At 41.4% G+C, this 17,764-nt stretch carries 23 protein-coding genes; 9 read left to right on the top strand and 14 right to left on the bottom strand.

Annotated elements, in window-relative coordinates:
* The first annotated feature begins 224 nt into the window (after nt 1–224).
* Both JJ692_RS07270 and JJ692_RS07265 read left to right on the top strand, forming a co-directional pair.
* Nucleotides 225–836 (top strand): TerD family protein, encoded by a 612-nt coding sequence (locus tag JJ692_RS07270; protein WP_241258030.1) that lies wholly within the window; start codon nt 225–227, stop codon nt 834–836.
* Between the two features lie 22 nt (nt 837–858).
* On the top strand, nt 859–1,644 hold the full coding sequence (locus tag JJ692_RS07265) for an AIM24 family protein (RefSeq protein WP_206534374.1): 786 nt from the start codon (nt 859–861) through the stop codon (nt 1,642–1,644).
* Nucleotides 1,645–1,672: 28 nt separating this feature from the next.
* On the opposite strand, the gene JJ692_RS07260 is transcribed toward JJ692_RS07265, so the two are convergent.
* The 4 genes from JJ692_RS07260 to JJ692_RS07245 form a co-directional block, all read right to left on the bottom strand.
* Nucleotides 1,673–1,981 (bottom strand): hypothetical protein, encoded by a 309-nt coding sequence (locus tag JJ692_RS07260; RefSeq protein WP_024425787.1) that lies wholly within the window; start codon nt 1,979–1,981, stop codon nt 1,673–1,675.
* 43 nt (nt 1,982–2,024) lie between these two features.
* The gene (locus JJ692_RS07255; protein ID WP_034279395.1) at nt 2,025–2,429 is read right to left on the bottom strand and encodes a phage holin family protein; all 405 of its coding nucleotides are present in this window, start codon (nt 2,427–2,429) and stop codon (nt 2,025–2,027) included.
* A 153-nt stretch (nt 2,430–2,582) separates the two neighbouring features.
* Nucleotides 2,583–2,774, bottom strand: a complete 192-nt coding sequence (locus tag JJ692_RS07250; protein WP_024424925.1) for a hypothetical protein — start codon at nt 2,772–2,774, stop codon at nt 2,583–2,585.
* A 127-nt stretch (nt 2,775–2,901) separates the two neighbouring features.
* The gene (locus tag JJ692_RS07245) at nt 2,902–3,339 is read right to left on the bottom strand and encodes a Dps family protein (protein ID WP_024424926.1); all 438 of its coding nucleotides are present in this window, start codon (nt 3,337–3,339) and stop codon (nt 2,902–2,904) included.
* 131 nt (nt 3,340–3,470) lie between these two features.
* Between JJ692_RS07245 and ytzI the strand changes: the two genes are divergently transcribed.
* A complete protein-coding gene (gene ytzI / locus JJ692_RS07240) occupies nt 3,471–3,617 on the top strand; it encodes a YtzI protein (RefSeq protein WP_003217544.1) in 147 nt (48 codons plus the stop codon).
* A gap of 8 nt (nt 3,618–3,625) precedes the next feature.
* On the opposite strand, the gene JJ692_RS07235 is transcribed toward ytzI, so the two are convergent.
* Together JJ692_RS07235 and JJ692_RS07230 are read right to left on the bottom strand one after the other, a co-directional pair.
* Nucleotides 3,626–4,063, bottom strand: coding sequence for a FixH family protein (locus JJ692_RS07235; RefSeq protein WP_024424927.1), 438 nt, complete (start codon nt 4,061–4,063; stop codon nt 3,626–3,628).
* A gap of 118 nt (nt 4,064–4,181) precedes the next feature.
* On the bottom strand, nt 4,182–4,655 hold the full coding sequence (locus JJ692_RS07230) for an S-ribosylhomocysteine lyase (protein WP_003217624.1): 474 nt from the start codon (nt 4,653–4,655) through the stop codon (nt 4,182–4,184).
* A gap of 126 nt (nt 4,656–4,781) precedes the next feature.
* On the opposite strand from JJ692_RS07230, the gene yidD reads away from it, so the two are divergent.
* Entirely contained in the window at nt 4,782–5,006 is a 225-nt protein-coding gene (yidD, locus tag JJ692_RS07225) for a membrane protein insertion efficiency factor YidD (RefSeq protein ID WP_024424928.1), read from the top strand.
* A gap of 1 nt (nt 5,007) precedes the next feature.
* Here the strand turns inward: yidD and JJ692_RS07220 are convergent, their stop codons facing one another.
* Nucleotides 5,008–5,574 (bottom strand): beta-class carbonic anhydrase, encoded by a 567-nt coding sequence (locus JJ692_RS07220; protein ID WP_024424929.1) that lies wholly within the window; start codon nt 5,572–5,574, stop codon nt 5,008–5,010.
* A gap of 214 nt (nt 5,575–5,788) precedes the next feature.
* On the opposite strand from JJ692_RS07220, the gene JJ692_RS07215 reads away from it, so the two are divergent.
* On the top strand, nt 5,789–6,772 hold the full coding sequence (locus tag JJ692_RS07215) for a metal ABC transporter solute-binding protein, Zn/Mn family (RefSeq protein ID WP_024424930.1): 984 nt from the start codon (nt 5,789–5,791) through the stop codon (nt 6,770–6,772).
* A gap of 76 nt (nt 6,773–6,848) precedes the next feature.
* Here the strand turns inward: JJ692_RS07215 and JJ692_RS07210 are convergent, their stop codons facing one another.
* Nucleotides 6,849–7,091: a type B 50S ribosomal protein L31 gene (locus JJ692_RS07210; protein WP_024424931.1), complete on the bottom strand. Its 243-nt coding sequence runs from the start codon at nt 7,089–7,091 to the stop codon at nt 6,849–6,851.
* Between the two features lie 176 nt (nt 7,092–7,267).
* Between JJ692_RS07210 and JJ692_RS07205 the strand changes: the two genes are divergently transcribed.
* The 4 genes from JJ692_RS07205 (at nt 7,268) to JJ692_RS07190 (ending at nt 10,112) form a co-directional block, all read left to right on the top strand.
* On the top strand, nt 7,268–8,599 hold the full coding sequence (locus JJ692_RS07205) for a cytochrome ubiquinol oxidase subunit I (RefSeq protein WP_024424932.1): 1,332 nt from the start codon (nt 7,268–7,270) through the stop codon (nt 8,597–8,599).
* Nucleotides 8,600–8,615: 16 nt separating this feature from the next.
* Nucleotides 8,616–9,668, top strand: a complete 1,053-nt coding sequence (locus tag JJ692_RS07200; protein ID WP_073207125.1) for a cytochrome d ubiquinol oxidase subunit II — start codon at nt 8,616–8,618, stop codon at nt 9,666–9,668.
* A gap of 68 nt (nt 9,669–9,736) precedes the next feature.
* Nucleotides 9,737–9,895: a DUF1540 domain-containing protein gene (locus JJ692_RS07195; protein ID WP_008360682.1), complete on the top strand. Its 159-nt coding sequence runs from the start codon at nt 9,737–9,739 to the stop codon at nt 9,893–9,895.
* Nucleotides 9,896–9,920: 25 nt separating this feature from the next.
* The gene (locus JJ692_RS07190; RefSeq protein WP_024424934.1) at nt 9,921–10,112 is read left to right on the top strand and encodes a hypothetical protein; all 192 of its coding nucleotides are present in this window, start codon (nt 9,921–9,923) and stop codon (nt 10,110–10,112) included.
* Nucleotides 10,113–10,218: 106 nt separating this feature from the next.
* On the opposite strand, the gene menC is transcribed toward JJ692_RS07190, so the two are convergent.
* The 6 genes from menC to JJ692_RS07160 form a co-directional block, all read right to left on the bottom strand.
* Nucleotides 10,219–11,343: an o-succinylbenzoate synthase gene (gene menC / locus JJ692_RS07185; protein WP_073207128.1), complete on the bottom strand. Its 1,125-nt coding sequence runs from the start codon at nt 11,341–11,343 to the stop codon at nt 10,219–10,221.
* Entirely contained in the window at nt 11,330–12,790 is a 1,461-nt protein-coding gene (locus tag JJ692_RS07180; RefSeq protein WP_073207130.1) for an o-succinylbenzoate--CoA ligase, read from the bottom strand. The genes menC and JJ692_RS07180 overlap by 14 nt, the downstream gene beginning before the upstream one ends.
* Before the next feature lie 71 nt (nt 12,791–12,861).
* Complete coding sequence (gene menB, locus JJ692_RS07175; RefSeq protein WP_024424937.1) at nt 12,862–13,680, bottom strand: 1,4-dihydroxy-2-naphthoyl-CoA synthase; 819 nt, start codon at nt 13,678–13,680, stop codon at nt 12,862–12,864.
* Between the two features lie 20 nt (nt 13,681–13,700).
* A complete protein-coding gene (gene menH, locus JJ692_RS07170; RefSeq protein ID WP_044332232.1) occupies nt 13,701–14,522 on the bottom strand; it encodes a 2-succinyl-6-hydroxy-2,4-cyclohexadiene-1-carboxylate synthase in 822 nt (273 codons plus the stop codon).
* On the bottom strand, nt 14,504–16,249 hold the full coding sequence (menD, locus tag JJ692_RS07165) for a 2-succinyl-5-enolpyruvyl-6-hydroxy-3-cyclohexene-1-carboxylic-acid synthase (RefSeq protein ID WP_073207133.1): 1,746 nt from the start codon (nt 16,247–16,249) through the stop codon (nt 14,504–14,506). The genes menH and menD overlap by 19 nt, the downstream gene beginning before the upstream one ends.
* Nucleotides 16,242–17,660 (bottom strand): isochorismate synthase, encoded by a 1,419-nt coding sequence (locus JJ692_RS07160; RefSeq protein WP_073207136.1) that lies wholly within the window; start codon nt 17,658–17,660, stop codon nt 16,242–16,244. Before JJ692_RS07160 ends, menD begins: the two co-directional genes overlap by 8 nt.
* Between the last annotated feature and the right edge of the window lie 104 nt (nt 17,661–17,764).

The raw sequence follows: 17,764 nt of genomic DNA, 5'->3' as shown, positions 1-17,764 counted from the left end.
TGCTTCTTGTAAAACATCATACCACAGATCACATTTATCTGAAGAATTTTTATCAAAAGTGAAACAAACGAGTGGTTCTAACTCGTCTGTATCTAAAATGAGGTATTGTTGCTAAAACCTTTTTATCATCTCCAACTTCACCCAATTTTAATCATGAAACCTTTTATCCCTATATGACGTAAATGAATCAGTGTTTGTCCTATGACAACGAGGAGGAAATCAGCATGAGTATAAAAAATGGGTCAAAACAAAACGCGTCCCATGAGGTGATCAAGAAACACCTCTTGAAAGGGCAAAAGTTAGATTTAACAAAAGACAATCCAGCGGCCGACCAAATTCATATCGGGCTTGGCTGGGACCTGGCTGGTCAGCCAATTGATTTAGATACGCAAGTGTTTCTTTTAAATGAAGAGGACAAACTGTTGTCTCCTAAGCATCTGATCTATTATCACCAGCAGCAAAGCTTAGATGGAGCTGTTCGTCACCTTGGTGATCATCAATTTGGCGGAGGGTATCGAGACAATGAAATGATTATTATGCAATTAAGCAGAGTCTCACCTGATATTCATAAAATTGTCGTCACAGCCACGATACATGATGCACACGAACGCCAGCATCATTTTGGACAAGTCACCAATGCCTACGTGCGACTTACGAATCAAATCTCGCAGCAAGAGATTTGTACCTTTCAGTTAACAGATGATTATTCGTATTGTACATCCATTATATGCGCTGAACTCACGAGAGATCAGGAGGAATGGAAAATCACGGCGACCGGGCAAGGGACTACTCTAGATTTAAATGATTTATGCCGCATCTACGGATTTACATCTTGACGCAGGAAAGGAGCCGGCACCTATGGGATTTCATTTCAACACGATAGAAGAGCTTACCTTACAAGCAGAAGGCAGCGGAATCTTTTTTGCCAAAAAAGGCGCCATGATTGCTGATCAAGGAAGTTTCCAATACCGCAAGCGATTACTTGGAACGAATAAAGGAAATATGGTCAGCCAAGTATTTAACCATATCAGCAGGAAATTCACAGGTGAAAACCTTGAGATGATGGAAGTGAGTGGACAAGGTACTTGCTATCTGGCTGATTCAAGCGAGCATGTAACAGTGATTAATCTTGAGCCAAGCGGTCCTTGGCAGCATGTAAGTGTAGAAAGTGAAGATTTACTTGCCTTTACTGAGGAATGCCATTACGGCGTCACACCAGTAGGCGTTGGTATTTTATCGCAGAAAGGACTGTTTACATCAAAACTCTCTTATCAAGGACACGGAGCGCAGGTCGCCATCAAAACGAATGGAAATCCGCTCATTTTAAAAGCCCCCTGCCGCGTAGACCCTGACGCAATTGTCGCTTGGACGGGCAAAGCACCAAAGGTCAAATTAGATGTGAACTGGAAAACTTTCATCGGACAAACATCTGGTGAATCCTATTTATTTGAGTTCCAAGAACAAGACCAAATCGTCATTATCCAGCCATCTGAGCGCACATCTGGCTTACGGGTTGGCTTAGATGATAATCGCTATAAGCCTCAGAGCCAGAGCTCTTCTCAGGAATTCACCAATTCACAGCAAGAAAATAGAGGCGGCGGGATCAGTGATTTGATCGGAGGCATTTTACAACCGCGAAAATAAAGCATGTAGAGATTCTCTACATGCTTTTTCAATTCATCAAACCATTTGTCTCAATAAAGCTCCTTGTCTCTTCATTGCCGAGCTCATAAATCATTGTGTAAATCTCTTTTCTTTTTCTATCCATTTCATCATTTGGACTATCATAATGATATTCAAGAAAAGGAACATGTGCCCGAAAGAAGCCTTTCCAATCTGTCATATACTGTTCATCGAAATAGTCTCTCAGCTGCAAAATTTGATCATCATCTGCTTCTATTTGAAATTGCCAAGCCGCTGCATCTCTATGCTGCGATATCGATCCATCTTGTACGGATACATAGTATGTGTGTCTCGCCATCTGAATCATCCTTTTTCCTTTAGTATGACCAGATATGAGGAAATTACGGCTTTTTGCGCAATTTATTTTTCAACATGTCCAATACATCAATAAACAATTGTGGAATGGGAACTCCAAGGGCTCTGGCTGTCGAGACGATTTGGTAAGATTCATAAATAATATAAAAGATGATCGCTAAATCCTTAATCGTCCCATTTGTCTTCAGCATGACATCAAAGAAATGCGCCATCGATATTAAGGAAACTGTCACGATCTTTCGAACAAGCCGCGTAAAAAACCGCTTCATTGTGAGCTGTCCAGTCAAAGATTCTCTTAGGCTTGAACAAATTAATTCAATAGCCATCAACGTCACTAAAATCATCAGTAAATATCCTGCTCCACCAAACAGAAAGCCCATCGCCGACAAACTCACTGTAACCAACGAAAAGATGCCTAAATCCTTGCTCACTTGGCATCAACATCCTTTCAAAGTGGAACTCCTTACCTCAATAGTATATGCCGAATTCTCGCAATAGCTTGGACGACAAAAAATAAAGGCGCTGTTATGTATTCAAGTAGACGAATGAGACCAAAAAAGCCGCCCATGAGGCGGCTTCTCTTTTTAGACTCTGACATCAATAAATGAAGCATCTGAATCCTTTGGCTGAACAGCTTGAGGCTGCTGCTGCACTTGATCCAGCATCACCATAGCTTGTGCTGTATTCGTAGCAAGCTGTGAATTCAACAAACTAATATTGAGTGTCTTTTGAATGCTCGCTACTTGCTGACTCATCATTCCTGCAATAGAAGACATCTTCTTCCCTCCCTTCTCTTTTCTCTTCGGCTGAAAGCCCTATGATTTCAATGGGCTGTCTGTCCCGATTCCAATAAAAAAAGAATGTCGGTCTATTGATGACCGACATTCTTTTCACATACGTGTATTATCCTAAATATGCTTTAAGCATCCAGTTGTGTTTTTCAATGGATTGATGAATCGCAAGCAGCATATCACCTGTAGTTTCATCGCCAACCTCTGCAGCCAGCTCCATTCCTTGCTTTAATTCCTCAGCGATATTGGAGAAATCATCATATAGATTTTTCACCATTTGCTCCGCTGATTCTTTGCCTTCTGCTTCTTGAATGCTGGAAATTTCTAAGCACTCTTTCATTGTCGCAACAGGCTGTCCATTTAAAGCAAGCATACGCTCAGCCAAATCATCAATATATGTAGCAGTTTCTGTATATAGTTCCTCAAATTTCTCATGGAGTGTAAAGAAATCTTTTCCCTTTACATACCAATGATAGTTATGTAATTTCACGTAAAGCACAGTCCAATCAGCTACTTGTTTATTGACGACGTTTAATAATTGTTCAGACATATTTATTCCTCCTTATGTAATTGCGTTTAGTATGAGAATACCCTTTTCTTATTATACTGAAACCTGCCGTCAATTTCTTCTATTTTGACTGCATGAAATATATGTTAATATGGAAATAAGGAGGGAGTTAGATGCTGTTACTTGGGATTATCAGCTTTATTATTATCTCAATCGTTGTCTTTTTATCATTGTGGACGACATCGAAGGCTTATGAATATAAGCATAAAGTCGATTCACCACAGGATGCAGAACCAAATCAACGTCCTAATCCAAAATAAATCCGCTTTTAATGATGTGAGGTTTCTTCTTCTGCAGTAGTTGAACTCTCTTTTTTCACCTCACCTACGTGGATGTTCGTTTTCGGCATATTATGCTGCTGTTTAGCTGTCACATGGACTTGTATGATATAAAGGCCATCTTTTTTGAAGGCTGTGTGCAATTCGTATACACCCTTGTTTTCTTTCTTTGGCTGAATCATCTTGCTGTTATCCTTGTCGCCATCTTTCCACACTTCAAATTGAACATCATCTGCATCATCAACAGGCGTATCACCGTATGTGACAGCTGCTTTTACTATAACGCTTTCATTTTTCTCCACTTGCTCAGGTCCTGTGAGCTTTACTTCTAATAGCTCAGGCACTTCCCCTTTGCCGCTATTTGCTGCAGAGTTTCCACATGCACTCAATAACGTGAGCATCAGAATCATTCCCAACATTTTTCGCATCCTGCGTTTCCCCCTTCTTTTACTGACATGTCCATTTTAACAAATATCCCCTATTTTGACATCTCTGTTTGAATTCAAATAAAAAACCGGACATCTCAATGTCCGGTTCATCCTTCTATTAACCAAATACTTTTAAAAGCTCTTCTTGATCCTGAGAAAGCCAGAAACGCATTAAACGTTTTGCCCCTTCAAGATCATGAAGCTTCGCTTGGCCGCATTGCTCTTCATTTGCAGCAGGAATTTCTGTTACTTCAACCGCATCCTTGAATGTTGCATCAAGAAGTTCAACGATCTCTTTTGGAGTTGGTGCACCACTGACAACTAAATAGTAGCCTGTCTGGCAGCCCATTGGAGAAATATCGATGATATCAAAATGATCATATTTCTCTGAGTGTGTTCTAATATTAAACGCAAGCAAATGCTCTAATGTATGAATCGTATCAGGTTTCATCGCCTGCTTGTTGGGCTGACAAAAACGAATATCGAATTTATTTACTTCCCCATCTGATCCCACTTTATGAACGCCGCAATGACGAACATATGGCGCTTTTACAGCATTATGATCAAGTTCAAAGCTTTCGACTGAAGGCATAATCACCACTCCTATAATTGCAATTTCCTATATTATAACATATTTCTCCGACCAGTTTAGTTTATAAAACTTTCCTTCCTTGTTCTTTTTTCTTATACTGTGAAAGACAGACAAGGAGGAACCTCTATGAAACAAATTTTTATCGGCATGATACGCTTTTATCAAAAATGTATTTCCCCTCTGACACCGCCAAGCTGCCGGTTTTATCCAACATGCTCAAACTATGGACTAGAGGCAATCAAAACGCATGGCGCGGTCAAGGGCGGCTGGCTCACCATAAAACGGATTTTGAAATGTCATCCGCTTCACCCTGGCGGCATCGATCCTGTTCCGCCTAAAAAAGAAAAATAACTTACTTTTCTTCATATCCGTTGACAACTAAGTCAAGCTTCCCTGTTCCAGGGTCAATGACAAGCCCATGTACAGGTACATCTGATGGAAGAAGCGGGTGATTTTTTACTACAGACACACTGTCCTTCACGCTCTCTTCAACTGAACTAAAGCTTTTGAGCCACTGTTTAAAATCAATTCCTGAGTATTCCAGTACTTCAATACGTTTTTCTGGAATACCGCGCTCAACGGCTTTATTTAAAAGTGTTTGGCTGTCTATTTTGCTCATCCCACAATCATGGTGCCCAATGACATATACCTCGTCAGCATTTAATTCGTAAACAGCAACTAAAATGCTTCGCATAATACTTCCAAATGGATGAGAAACAAGCGCCCCAGCACTTTTGACAATCTTAATATCACCATTTTTCATGTTCATGGCACGCGGAAGCAGTTCAACAAGTCTTGTATCCATACATGATAGAATGACAGCTTTTTTCTGTGGAAACTTTGTTGTTGTAAATTCTTCGTATTTCTTTTCTTCAATAAATTGTTGATTATATTCGATGATTTCATCTAAAAGTTTCATACGTTTGTCCATTCCTTTATCTTTTTTTAAAAATAAATATAGCACAATGTAAGAAATTTCGTCACGTTTTGCAGCTTATTTTTTTAGAGGAAACATCTGCTGATGAAAATTTTTTATTTTCCTCTTTTCAAATCGTAATTATTACGATACAATAACTCAGGACATTAAATCGTAATCATTTCTATCTATTAGATTGAGAGGAGACATTTTCTACATGAAAAAAATCTTTTTTATTTTAACAGCTGCTTTATTCGCGATCGGTCTTGCCGCTTGCTCAAGCAGCGCGGGCACTAATGCTTCAAAAGGAAAAGCAGACGGGAAACTAATCATTTACACCACGATCTTCCCAATTCAAGATTTCACTGAAAAAATTGGCGGCTCTCACGTTCATGCTCAAAGCGTGTATCCTGCAAATGCAGATGCACACAGCTTTGAACCAAGTTCAAAAACAATGGTTGAAATGGCTGAAGGTGATGCCTTTATCTACAGCGGCACAGGGGCTGAAGCATTCGCAGACAAAACTGCTGCCACTTTAAAAGACCAAGGTGTGAAAACAGTCAAAGCAGCCGAAGGCATCAAATTGTTATCGACAAATGAAGAACATGCACATGAAGAAGGCGAAGATCATGACCATGAAGGTGAAGACCATGATCATGACGGGCACGATCACGGAGATAAAGACCCTCATGCATGGTTAGACCCGGTTTATGCACAGCAAATGGCGAAAAACATTAAAGACACACTCGTCTCTTTAGATCCAGATCATAAAGACGAATACACAAAAAACTATGAACATCTAAAAAAAGATTTGCAATCGTTAGATCAAGAATTTAAAACAACGTTATCTAAAGCGAAACATAAAGAAATTCTTGTTTCTCACGCAGCTTATGGTTATTGGGAAAAGCGCTATGGCATTGAGCAAATCAGTGTTTTAGGGTTATCCGCTTCTGAGGAGCCATCACAAAAACAGCTCGAAAACATTGTACAAAAAGCGGAAAAGCATCACATTCAATACGTTATTTTTGAAAACAACGTCAGCAGCAAAGTATCAGATACAATCCGCAGTGAAATTGGGGCAAAAAGCTTGACCCTTAAAAATCTAGAATCCATTACTGAGGATGATGTCAAAAATGGCGAAAGCTACGTCAGCTTAATGAAACAAAACTTAAAGACCTTAAAAACTGCATTAAATGATTAATGCTTTGAACCCCGGCTAATCAACCGGGGTTTTTTGCTGTAAAAAAAGCACACCGTTATCAGGCGTGCTTTTTTGATTACATTTGATATTTTTTCTTAAACTGCTCAGCTCTTCCGCCTTTTTCTCCGAATTTTTGACGTCCTGTATAAAAAGGATGCGTATCAGAGCTTGTTTCTACTTTAATGACTGGATACGTTTTCCCATCTTCCCACTCTACTGTCTCGTTTGATGTCTTTGTTGATCTACTCAAGAAGCGGTAACCGCTGTTTACGTCCATAAATACAACTTCATGTGAGGTTGGATGAATATCTCTTTTCAATGTCAAAACTCCTTCCGTTAATAAAACGTAATGGTTACGTTTTGTTTTTATATTCTACTCCCTCTTTTACAACTTGTCAAAAAACAAGCTTTCTTAGTCAGGAAGAATAATCTAAAAATGGTGGAGAATAATAAGCATCATGAAAAAGAGAAGCGATAAGAAAGGCGGAGAAAAAATTGACTGATCTCGTTTTAGCTAGAAGCCTGTTCGGCACAACCATGGGCTTTCATATTATTTATGCCTCGCTTGGCGTTGGCATCCCGCTAATGATTTTGTTAGCTGAACTCATCTTTCAAAAAACGAAGGACCCGCATTATGCCATCATGGCCAAGCGGTGGACAAAAGCACAGGCTGTTCTGTTAGGGGTCGCCATTCCAACAGGTACTATTGCTGGTACACAGCTTGCCCTTTTATGGCCAGGTTTTATGGAGGTCATCGGAAAGGTCATGTCACTGCCATTCCAGATTGAAATCTATGCGTTCTTTATAGAAGCATTATTTATGTCTATTTATGTGTACGCAGCAGATCGCCTATCAAATGCAATGCGCATCATTACGGTTATTTTTATCGTCATTGGTGCAGCTGCATCAGCGATTCTAATTACAAACGTACATGCTTTTGAAGGGACACCTGCTGGCTTTCAGATGGTGAATGGAGAAATCACAAATATCGAGCCTTGGAAGGCCTTTTTCAATCCAAGCTTTGCTGTAACTGCTACACATGTTGTGCTGTCTGCTTTTACAACAGGTGCTTTTGTGATTGCTTCAGTTGCAGCTTTTAAAATGCTCAAAACGAGAAAAAATGAGAAGCTCTATACATTTCATCGAAAAGCCCTTTTTCTTGGACTCATTGTAGGAGGACTTTTCTCTTTTCTAACAGCCTTAAATGGCCACGAATCCGCTCAGCTTCTGTATGAATATCAGCCTGAAAAGCTGGCTGGAGCTGAAGGTTTATTTGAAACGCAATCACATGCGCCTCTTGCAATAGGTGGTTTTACGGATGCTGATTCGCAGGAAATTAAAGGTGCGATCGAAATTCCTTGGGCGCTCAGTTTTCTGGCAGGAAATAGCTTCGATACAGTGGTCAAAGGCTTAAATGATTTTCCTCGTGACGAGTGGCCGCCTTTATTTATACACACATTATTTAACGGCATGGTCATTATTGGATCGGTGCTCATTCTATTTGCGGTATTAGCGCTACTTTACCGTAAAATTTTAAAACGGGACAAATTTCCGAAGTGGCTTCTTTTTCTTTACTTATTCGGCGGGCCTCTTAGTCTTTTGGCTATTGAATTTGGCTGGATCTTTGCTTGTACAGGCCGCCAGCCATGGGTTATTTATCGAATGCTCAAAACCTCTGAGGTTGTCACATCATCAGGCTCGATCGGGACACTTTTTATCCTTTTTGCCATTGTCTATCTCATCTTAGGCATAGCAACCGTCATAGTGCTGACTTACTACTTTAGGAAACATACGATTGAAGAAGACCTACGGTTAACAGAATCTTAAAAAGGGAGCGATCTTGATGCAAACGGATGTTACAACTGATGCGCTCATTGCAATCACCATCTTATGGGGATTCGTTTTTATCTATGCAGTGATGGCATCAATGGATTTCGGCGCAGGATTTTGGTCGATGATTTATATGAATAGAGAACAAACAAAGGCAGCTAATATCGCGAATAAGTATCTTTCTCCAACATGGGAAGTGACAAACGTCTTTATTGTCGCCATCGTTGTCGCATTGTTCAGCCTGTTTCCAGGTGCGACCTTTGTACTTGGTACCGTTTTATTAATACCCGGCAGCATTATTTTATTGCTTCTTGCACTGCGAAGCGGGTTTCTCGTGTTTTCTCATTCACTGCCTAAGAAATACCGAAAAGCGGTGACGTATATTTCAGGGATCAGCGGCTTTATCATTCCGTCCATCCTGATCATGGTTCTCCCAATCACCCATGGTGGCTTTATCTTTCAGGAGAACAACGTCTACTCATTAGATCTTGGACTAGTCTTTACAAGTGCAAATGTCTATTCTTTTATCGGCTTTGCCATTTTCAGCACCCTTTTTCTTTCGTCCTTGCTTTTAGCTGATTTCTCTAATGTTGCTGATGAAGATGAAGCTTACAGCATTTATAGAAGAGGGGCGCTCATTACGGGTCCACTTTCACTCATGATGGCCTTTTTTATCATGCTGACATTACGAAGCGAGGCCAATTGGCTGTTCACAAAAATGATGCAGAACATTCCTATTCTTCTTGTATCTCTCTTAATGTTTTTGCTCGCAGGACTGGCTCTATTTTTACCAAACAGCCGGTTTAAGCATCGGAAAGGGAGACCACGCCTTGCCGTCATTGCGATTACCATTCAATATTTCTTAGCAAGCTATGTGTATGGGCGTGCCCATTTGCCTTACATGGCTTATCCAGATATTACAATCATGTCTGGATTTACAGACCCTGTCACATTTAGGGCATTATTTATCACCTATATTGTAGGGTTTATCATCTTGTTTCCCGGATTTTATTTCTTCTGGAAATTATTTATGAAAGATAAGCGCTATATTCGTCAGGAAGATTAACATGAATGGACGAGCTTCATTTCGGTTACATTATAGATGAAAGACATACTCAAAAGGAGGTCATCTGTATGAGTCAAAAAATCCTTTGTGAAGTCAATAACTGTTCCTATTGGAATGCTGGAAACCGCTGTGGTGCAGATGCAATCTATGTCGTCAGCCACACAGGAAATACGGCTGAGAAAAGTGAAGAAACGGATTGTAAAACGTTTAAACCACAAGACCTTTAAGTCTCATTGAAGGAGGCGCTTCAATTTGAAACACGATCGGTTGCTTCAAACGTTTTTTGACGAAATTCATGACGCGGATGAAGCCGCATTCCACCAAGCCGCTCACTCCTTTTTAAATCTTTGGGATTATGAATATGGACATGCATCAAACATGCCAAGTGAAATTCATCAGTATATCGGACAGCTTGCTTATGACAGCGAGCTGGTTGAAGAGTAAGAAAGAGCGGATCACCGCTCTTTCTTTTTTGTTCAGACAGGAAGGAAAAACTTTCTCTCACTATATCTAGATTCTATTTGGGATGCAAAAGGTGATTCCTTCGTTTTTATCTCACAAAATCATGTTTTGTAAACACGTCGATTTTATCAGAAAACGAACGGAGCGCTTGGTAATCAACTTCCACGCCCATTCCTGGTGAACGAGGCACCTCAATAAACCCATTTTCAACCTTAATTTCAGGAAAAATGATATCCTGCTCCCAAAATTTTGACGAAGCTGAAATATCACCGGGAATCGTAAATTGAGGAAGCGAAGCAAGTGCTACGTTCTGCGCTCGGGAAATACCTGTTTCAATCATCCCTCCGCACCATAACGGAATTTGATGCTCCTTACTGAACGTATGAATTTTAAGAGCCTCTGTCAATCCGCCAACTCGTGAAGGCTTCACATTAATAATTTGACAGCTGCCAAGCTCTACAGCTTTTCTAGCATCATCTAAAGAACAAATACTTTCATCTAAACAAATCGGCGTTTTTAAATGCTTTTGCAAATGGCGGTGGTCCACAATATCATCTGCAGCTAAAGGCTGTTCAATCATTAATAAACGAATATCGTCGAGCTGCTTAAGCTTGCTAATATCTTTTAATTCATAAGCAGAGTTTGCATCTGCCATTAATGGCAGATCAGGAAAAGACTCTCTGATCTTTTGAAGAAGTCCAATATCTTGCCCCGGTTTAATTTTCACCTTCACCCGCTGATAACCTTGGTCAACAAATTGCTGAATTTGCTCAAGCATATCGTCAATAGGGCCTAACCCCGCCACAACACCAGATGGTATTCTATCTATTGTACCGCCTAATACATCGCGTAAAGACTTATTCTCACGCTTCGCATAAATATCCCAAACAGCCGCTTCAATGCCTGCTTTCGCCATCCTATTGCCTTTAAAATGATATAGACTGTCAGGGATTTCTGAAGGATGTGTAAAGGTGCGCGTCAGCACGTTCGGTATAAAGAAAGCCCTCAGCATATGATAGCAAGTCTCAATTGTTTCTTCTGTATACCACGGAGAAGAAAAAGCAGAGACTTCTCCCCATCCAGTCAATCCTGTCTGATCTTTGACTTCAACAATAATAAACTCACGCTCTGAAATGGTTCCAAGACTTGTTGTAAATGGCTGTTTAAGCTTCATCGTGACATGATATAAAATTACTCGTTCAATTTGAATCATTTGAAAACCCCTTTGATCTGAGTCTGTGCCTTTGCAATTTATTCGACGCATTTCTTGGCAGCTCGTCCACAAAGTGAAAAGCGGCGGGCCATTTATATTTGGCTAAATGCGACCCACATAAAGCATAGAGCTCATTCTCCGGTATCTTATCATCTGTTACAAGGAAAGCAGCAGGTACCTCTCCCCATCTATCATCATACATACCCGTTACTCCGGCTTCCTTGACATGCGGATGTGTTAGCAGAACCGCTTCAATTTCCGCAGGATAAATATTTTCTCCGCCAGAAATAATTAAATCTGAACGGCGGTCAAGCACAAATAAGAACCCTTCCTCATCCACATAGCCAATATCGCCCGTTTTCAGCCAGCCCTCATCAAAGGCAGCCGCGGTCGCTTCTTCACGGTAAAGGTATCCTTTCATCACATTTGCACCTTTCACCATAATTTCGCCATGCTCAAAAGGACGGCAAATGCGATCACCGTCTTGAATTTTCAGCTCACACCCAAAAAGAGGTTTTCCCGCTGACCCAAGCTTCTCTACACTAAATTCGGGCGCAAGGGTCACAATTTGTGAACAGGTTTCCGTCATCCCGTACGATTGAAAGACAGGAAAGCCCTTCTCTTTGCTTTCTTGAAGCATCGCATAAGGCGCAGGTCCTCCGCCTAATAAAAGACAGCGCAAAGAAGACGGACATTCTGCCAATCTGCTTAACAAACGAGATAACATCGTCTGCACAACAGAAATCATCGTTACACGATGCCGTTCAATAGAATGCTTTACTTCATCGACGTCAAACTTCTGATGAAGCACGACTGTCATTCCATATATCACAGACTTAAATAAAGCAGATAAGCCGCTAATATGAAAAAGAGGCAGGGCAATGAGCCAGCGGTCATCCTCTCTGAGACCCAGATTCAGTGCAGAGGAAACAGCACTATGAAAATGATTGCCAAACGTTTGCTCTACCCCTTTTGGACGTCCTGTTGTCCCAGATGTATACATGATGGTCGCTGTTTCATTCAAATCAAATTCACTCTCGATCTTGTTGACATGGCCTTCCCCTGGTTTAGGTAAAGTTTCCATTGTATAAACGGGTAAATCACCCTCATGGTCGCTTGCATAACTAGATTCTGTTAATAACGCCGCGGCTTTTGCATCTTCTAGCTGATAGCACCTTTCAGCTTTTGTCAGCTTATTATTCAATAGCACAATTTTTAACCCTAATAAAAAACAGGCATGTACAAGCATCACCATATGAGGATGATTGTTCATCAAAAGCGCAACCGTTTCCCCTTTTTTCAATGATGTCTGAGCAAGTCTATTTGAAAGCTCTTCCGCTTCTTGAGCTAATTCGTGAAATGTCCACTCTTTCTCTTGATAAATGAGTGCGACTCGATCTGGCGTTAAATAGGCACGGTGCAGCAGCCAATTAGGTTGCTTCATCATGACACCTCCTTTTCGTAAAAGAAAACAGCTTAGTCTGATACACTAAGCTGTTGTTCATTGATATCATTGAATCAAGGGAAACGCGGGAACTGGCCGAAGTCCGGCTTGCGTTTTTCCTTAAAGGAATCGCGTCCTTCTTTTGCTTCATCTGTTGTGTAATAAAGAAGTGTCGCATCTCCTGCAAATTGCTGAATTCCAGCTAATCCATCCGTATCTGCGTTAAATGCAGCCTTCAAGAATCGTAAAGCAGTCGGGCTCTTTTCTAGCATCTCCTCACACCACTTCACCGTTTCCTCTTCAAGCTGATCTAATGGGACAACTGTGTTAACAAGTCCCATATCAAGCGCTTCTTGTGCATTGTATTGACGGCATAAGTACCAGATTTCTCTTGCTTTCTTATGACCAACAATACGTGCAAGGTAGCCTGAACCATAACCAGCATCAAAGCTGCCTACTTTTGGACCTGTTTGTCCAAAAATCGCATTATCTGCTGCAATCGTCAGGTCACACACAACGTGAAGAACGTGGCCTCCGCCAATCGCGTAACCTGCTACCATTGCGATAACTGGTTTTGGAATGACACGAATCAAACGCTGCAAGTCTAATACATTTAGACGTGGAATTTGATCGTCTCCTACATAACCGCCATGGCCGCGAACTTTTTGGTCTCCACCAGAACAGAATGCTTTTCCGCCAGCACCTGCAAGTACGATCACACCAACTTCTGAATTATCACGAGCCCGTGAAAATGCATCAATTAATTCACTAACAGTCTTTGGGGTAAACGCGTTATGTACGTGCGGACGATTAATCGTAATCTTTGCGATCCCATTGTACGTTTCATATAAAATTTCGTCATACTGACGCTCAGTTTGCCATTCAATAGCCATCAATATTTCCTCCTCTAATCTTACGCTAAAATAAACTCACTTACTATTTTACCAAAAAAATGTGGTTGTTCCACATGAACTGTATGCCCAGCATGCTCAGCCACTATAAATTGACTTCCTTTCAGCTCCTGCTGCATACGTTTGCCGATATGGCAGAACTTTTCATCAAGCGTTCCGCAAATGAACAAAGCAGGCAAATGAATATGCTTTAACGCCTTCCAAACAGACGGCTGTGAACCTGTTCCAATTCCCTCTAAGCTGCGAGCCAGTCCAAGAGGATTGGCTTTTAGTCTTCCCTCTCTCAGCTCAGTCTGCCTTTCCGCTGATAAAGTTTTCTGCGACGCAAACAAAGGAATGCTTTCCCAAAAATCCACAAACTTCACTAAGCCTTCATGTCTAATCTTTTGAGCAAGCTGATGATCATGCTTTAGTCTTGCCATCCGCTCTTTAAAAGTGCGAAGCCCAGGAGATGTACTCTCAAGAATCAATTTATTGACACGATCTGGATAACGAGCGGCAAATGATAAAGCAATACGTCCTCCCATAGAATATCCGAGAATATTCACTTTGTGAAGCTTTAATTGGTTTAAAATCTCTACAAGATCTGCCAGCTGCTGAGACATGGCATATCTTCTCACACTTTCTGGCGAGTCCGTACGCCCATGTCCAAGCAAGCTGATCTGAATCAGTCTTGTATTCTCCAAATAAGCATTCAAGAACGTCCAAGACGCTGCACTTCCAGTAAAGCCGTGTAAGCATAATGTGGCGTTTGCTGCCGAAGGGTTCTGGTCCACCACTTCGTACGCTACCCCATCACGCATTCTTATGATGAGAGAAAGCATTCTTTTTTCACTTCTTCCAATATGTCATCCATCATTTGACGATGCTTGTCTACACGGGAATGACGATCTGTTTCAATTTCAATTAAATGAAGCCCTGGTTCATCGATATGCGCCATGTACACATCATGTAACTCTTGTTTCGTTGACGGTTTCGAATAGGTTCCCCCATATAACTTCGATGCATACTCAAAATTCAGTCCTGTCGGCGTACCGAAGAGCTTTTCATAATAAGGTTTATCAGACGCCTGCGGAAGGAAAGAAAAGATACCTCCCCCATCATTGTTTATCAAAACAACTGTCAGCGGAATGTCCATCAGCTTAGCTGCAAGCAGACCGTTCATATCATGGTAAAATGATAAATCTCCAATGACTAAAGTGACTGGCTGCTTCAATGCTGCATACGTGCCAAGTGCTGTGGACACAACGCCGTCAATGCCATTTGCTCCGCGATTCGCCATCATTCGAAAAGGCTTGGACTGAGTTTCAAAAAATGTATCTACATCACGAATCGGCATACTATTTCCGATAAAAAGGACACTCTCCTTTGGCAAGAGGAACTGAAGCTGACGGTACACATTCCCTTCAAAGGACAAATCCTCATCTGAATAGCGGGCTGCATGCGTTCTGAATGAAGAATTAGCATTCTGCCAGCAGTTTAAGAAACTTGTCTCTTTACGTTGTACTGCTTGATTTAATGCTGCTTCTACAAAAGCAGAGACAGTACTTTCAATGACGTAAGAAGCACTTAACCCAGGATCACGAAAACCTCCGGCTGCATCTACAACAATCTGCTGCACTTCCGCATGTTTTTCCAGCCACTTGAATAAGGGCTTAGATACAGGCATCGGTCCAAAGCGAATGACCATATCCGGCAATAGGTGCTGCTGTAATGCTTCATCTTTCAATAAAGAATCATAAGCGTCGATAATTAGCTCTTTATTCTCATGCCCGTTGCGCAAAAGAGAAAGCGGGTCAGCTAAAATAGGTAAATGCAGAGCTTTCGAAAGGCGTAAAACTGCCTCTTTTTCTTCCTGTGTATGAAGTTCACCAGCCACAATTAGTCCCTTTTTTGATTGGTTTATGACGGTTACGATTTCAGACATCACTCGATCATTTGGGAAAGCCTGACCTGATGCTAATACCTTTTTCGTGTCTGATTCTTCTCGCGCGAAAGGGTCAATAGACAGATCAGGAAGCAATGGTTCTCTCAGAGGTACATTGATCTGAACAGGCCCCTTTGGCTCCTGCATCGACATGTGATTTGCTCTCGCAGCTGCTGTCTGAACATAACGCAGCATCGTTTGACTTTCCTCTGGCAATGCTAAGTCTGTGAACCATTTAACAAACTTACCGAATAAGAATTGCTGATCAATCGCTTGAGGTGCCCCAACTTCCCTCAATTCGTGCGGCCGATCAGCAGTTAACACAATAAGAGGTACACGAGAATAATGCGCCTCTACAATGGCTGGATAAAAGTTAGCAGCTGCTGTACCTGATGTACAAATAAGCAGCACTGGTGATTGACTTGCTTTTGCAAGACCAAGCGCATAAAAAGCAGCAGACCGTTCGTCCACTAAAACATGGACATGGATGTCTTGATGAGCAAGGGCCAGCATCGCAAGCGGAGTTGAACGAGAACCAGGACAGACAACTGCCTCTTTCACACCACCTTGAACGAATTCATCCATCAATCTGCCTATATATGTTGTCATGATGTGATTATTCAATAGGATGACCTCCAAGAGCAGACAGCATTGGTCTTAACTTCACTTGTGTTTCCTCATACTCCTGCTTTGCAAGGGAATCCTCTACAATTCCGCAGCCGGCGAACAAACGAACACGATCTTCCTCAATAAGACCTGACCGAATGGCTACAGCAAATTCTCCATTATCCTGAGAATCAATCCAGCCTACCGGCGCTGCATACCAGCCGCGCTTAAGCGGTTCGATTTCACGAATCACTTCAACCGCCTTTTCCTTAGGATATCCGCCTAATGCCGGCGTCGGATGAAGCTGCTCAATTAATGAAAAGAGGGAACAGCTGCTTTTGATTTCTCCCACAATCGGTGTAAACAAATGCTGAATGTTTTTTGTTTTATAAAGACTTGGTTGATTTGGTTTATGCACATGAAGGCAATTCGCTTTAAATGCTTGCTCAATCATATTGACGACAATTTGATGTTCAATCAAATTCTTCTCATCATGCAGCAGTTCCTCGCCTAATGCGTAATCCTCCGCTTCATCTTTTCCGCGAACAATGGAACCTGCTAAACAGGATGAAAAGACCTCTCCGCCGCTTTTTTTCACTAAGCGTTCCGGCGTGGCTCCGACAAATGCTTGTCTTCCCTGTTCAACCGCAAATACATAACTCGTTGTTTGGTGCTTTAATAATTCTGCTAATAGTGGAGCAAGTTCAATTTGATTTTTATAGTGAAGCAAGACTTCTCTTGCTAAAACAACCTTTTCATATTCGTTTGCACGAATGTGGTCTGTCGCTTCTTGGATCGCCTTCATCCATTCGTTCACATCCAGCTCTTCCATATGAACAAGTTCAGCTTGTCCACCAGTCCGTACTGGCAATGTCTCGAAAAGAGAGGCTTTTTGTTCTATTTCTTGAATAAGCTGATGAACATTCCCGTCCACCTGCTTCCACTCATTGATCGTAAGAAAACTGCCTTCTTTTGAGACAGTCAGCATGATCGATGGCACAAAAAAATGAGCTTCGCCAAATGCTTCCCAATGACGTGCCTTCTCTTCGTGCGGATCAAACGAGAATCCTCCAAATAAAAGCGGACCAACAGCCGCTTGCTTTAACTCCTTCTCATCATGAAAATGGAACATGTGCTGTTTTAGCTGTTCCCATTCTTGATGGACTATATCGAATCGTTCCTTGCCTTGCTTAGATGATTTAATGACGGCCGCTCTGCCAAGTCCAGAAAATATCATTTGGCTTTCTGGATCAGACCAAAAAAACCGCTCGCCTAAAAAATCAGCTTCGCCGCTTTGGAAAAAGGCAAGAGGATCCAGATCGTCAACTCTTCTGGAGTAGCTTATCAAAACAGCATGGTTGACGTTATTCGCTTCTTCTAATGTCGCGAGCGCTTCCTGCCGGAAAGTACTTTGCACTGTTGTCACCATGATACATTCCTCCAAAATCCATGAAATAACATAAAAAATAAAACCATAACAAAAAAATACATGAACATTCGAATATGTCGAATGACCTGCTTTTCTATTATAAA

This window comes from Bacillus sp. 3a (assembly GCF_017161885.1).
Taxonomy (GTDB): domain Bacteria; phylum Bacillota; class Bacilli; order Bacillales; family Bacillaceae; genus Bacillus; species Bacillus safensis.
This window is presented reverse-complemented; position numbering and strand designations above follow the sequence as displayed.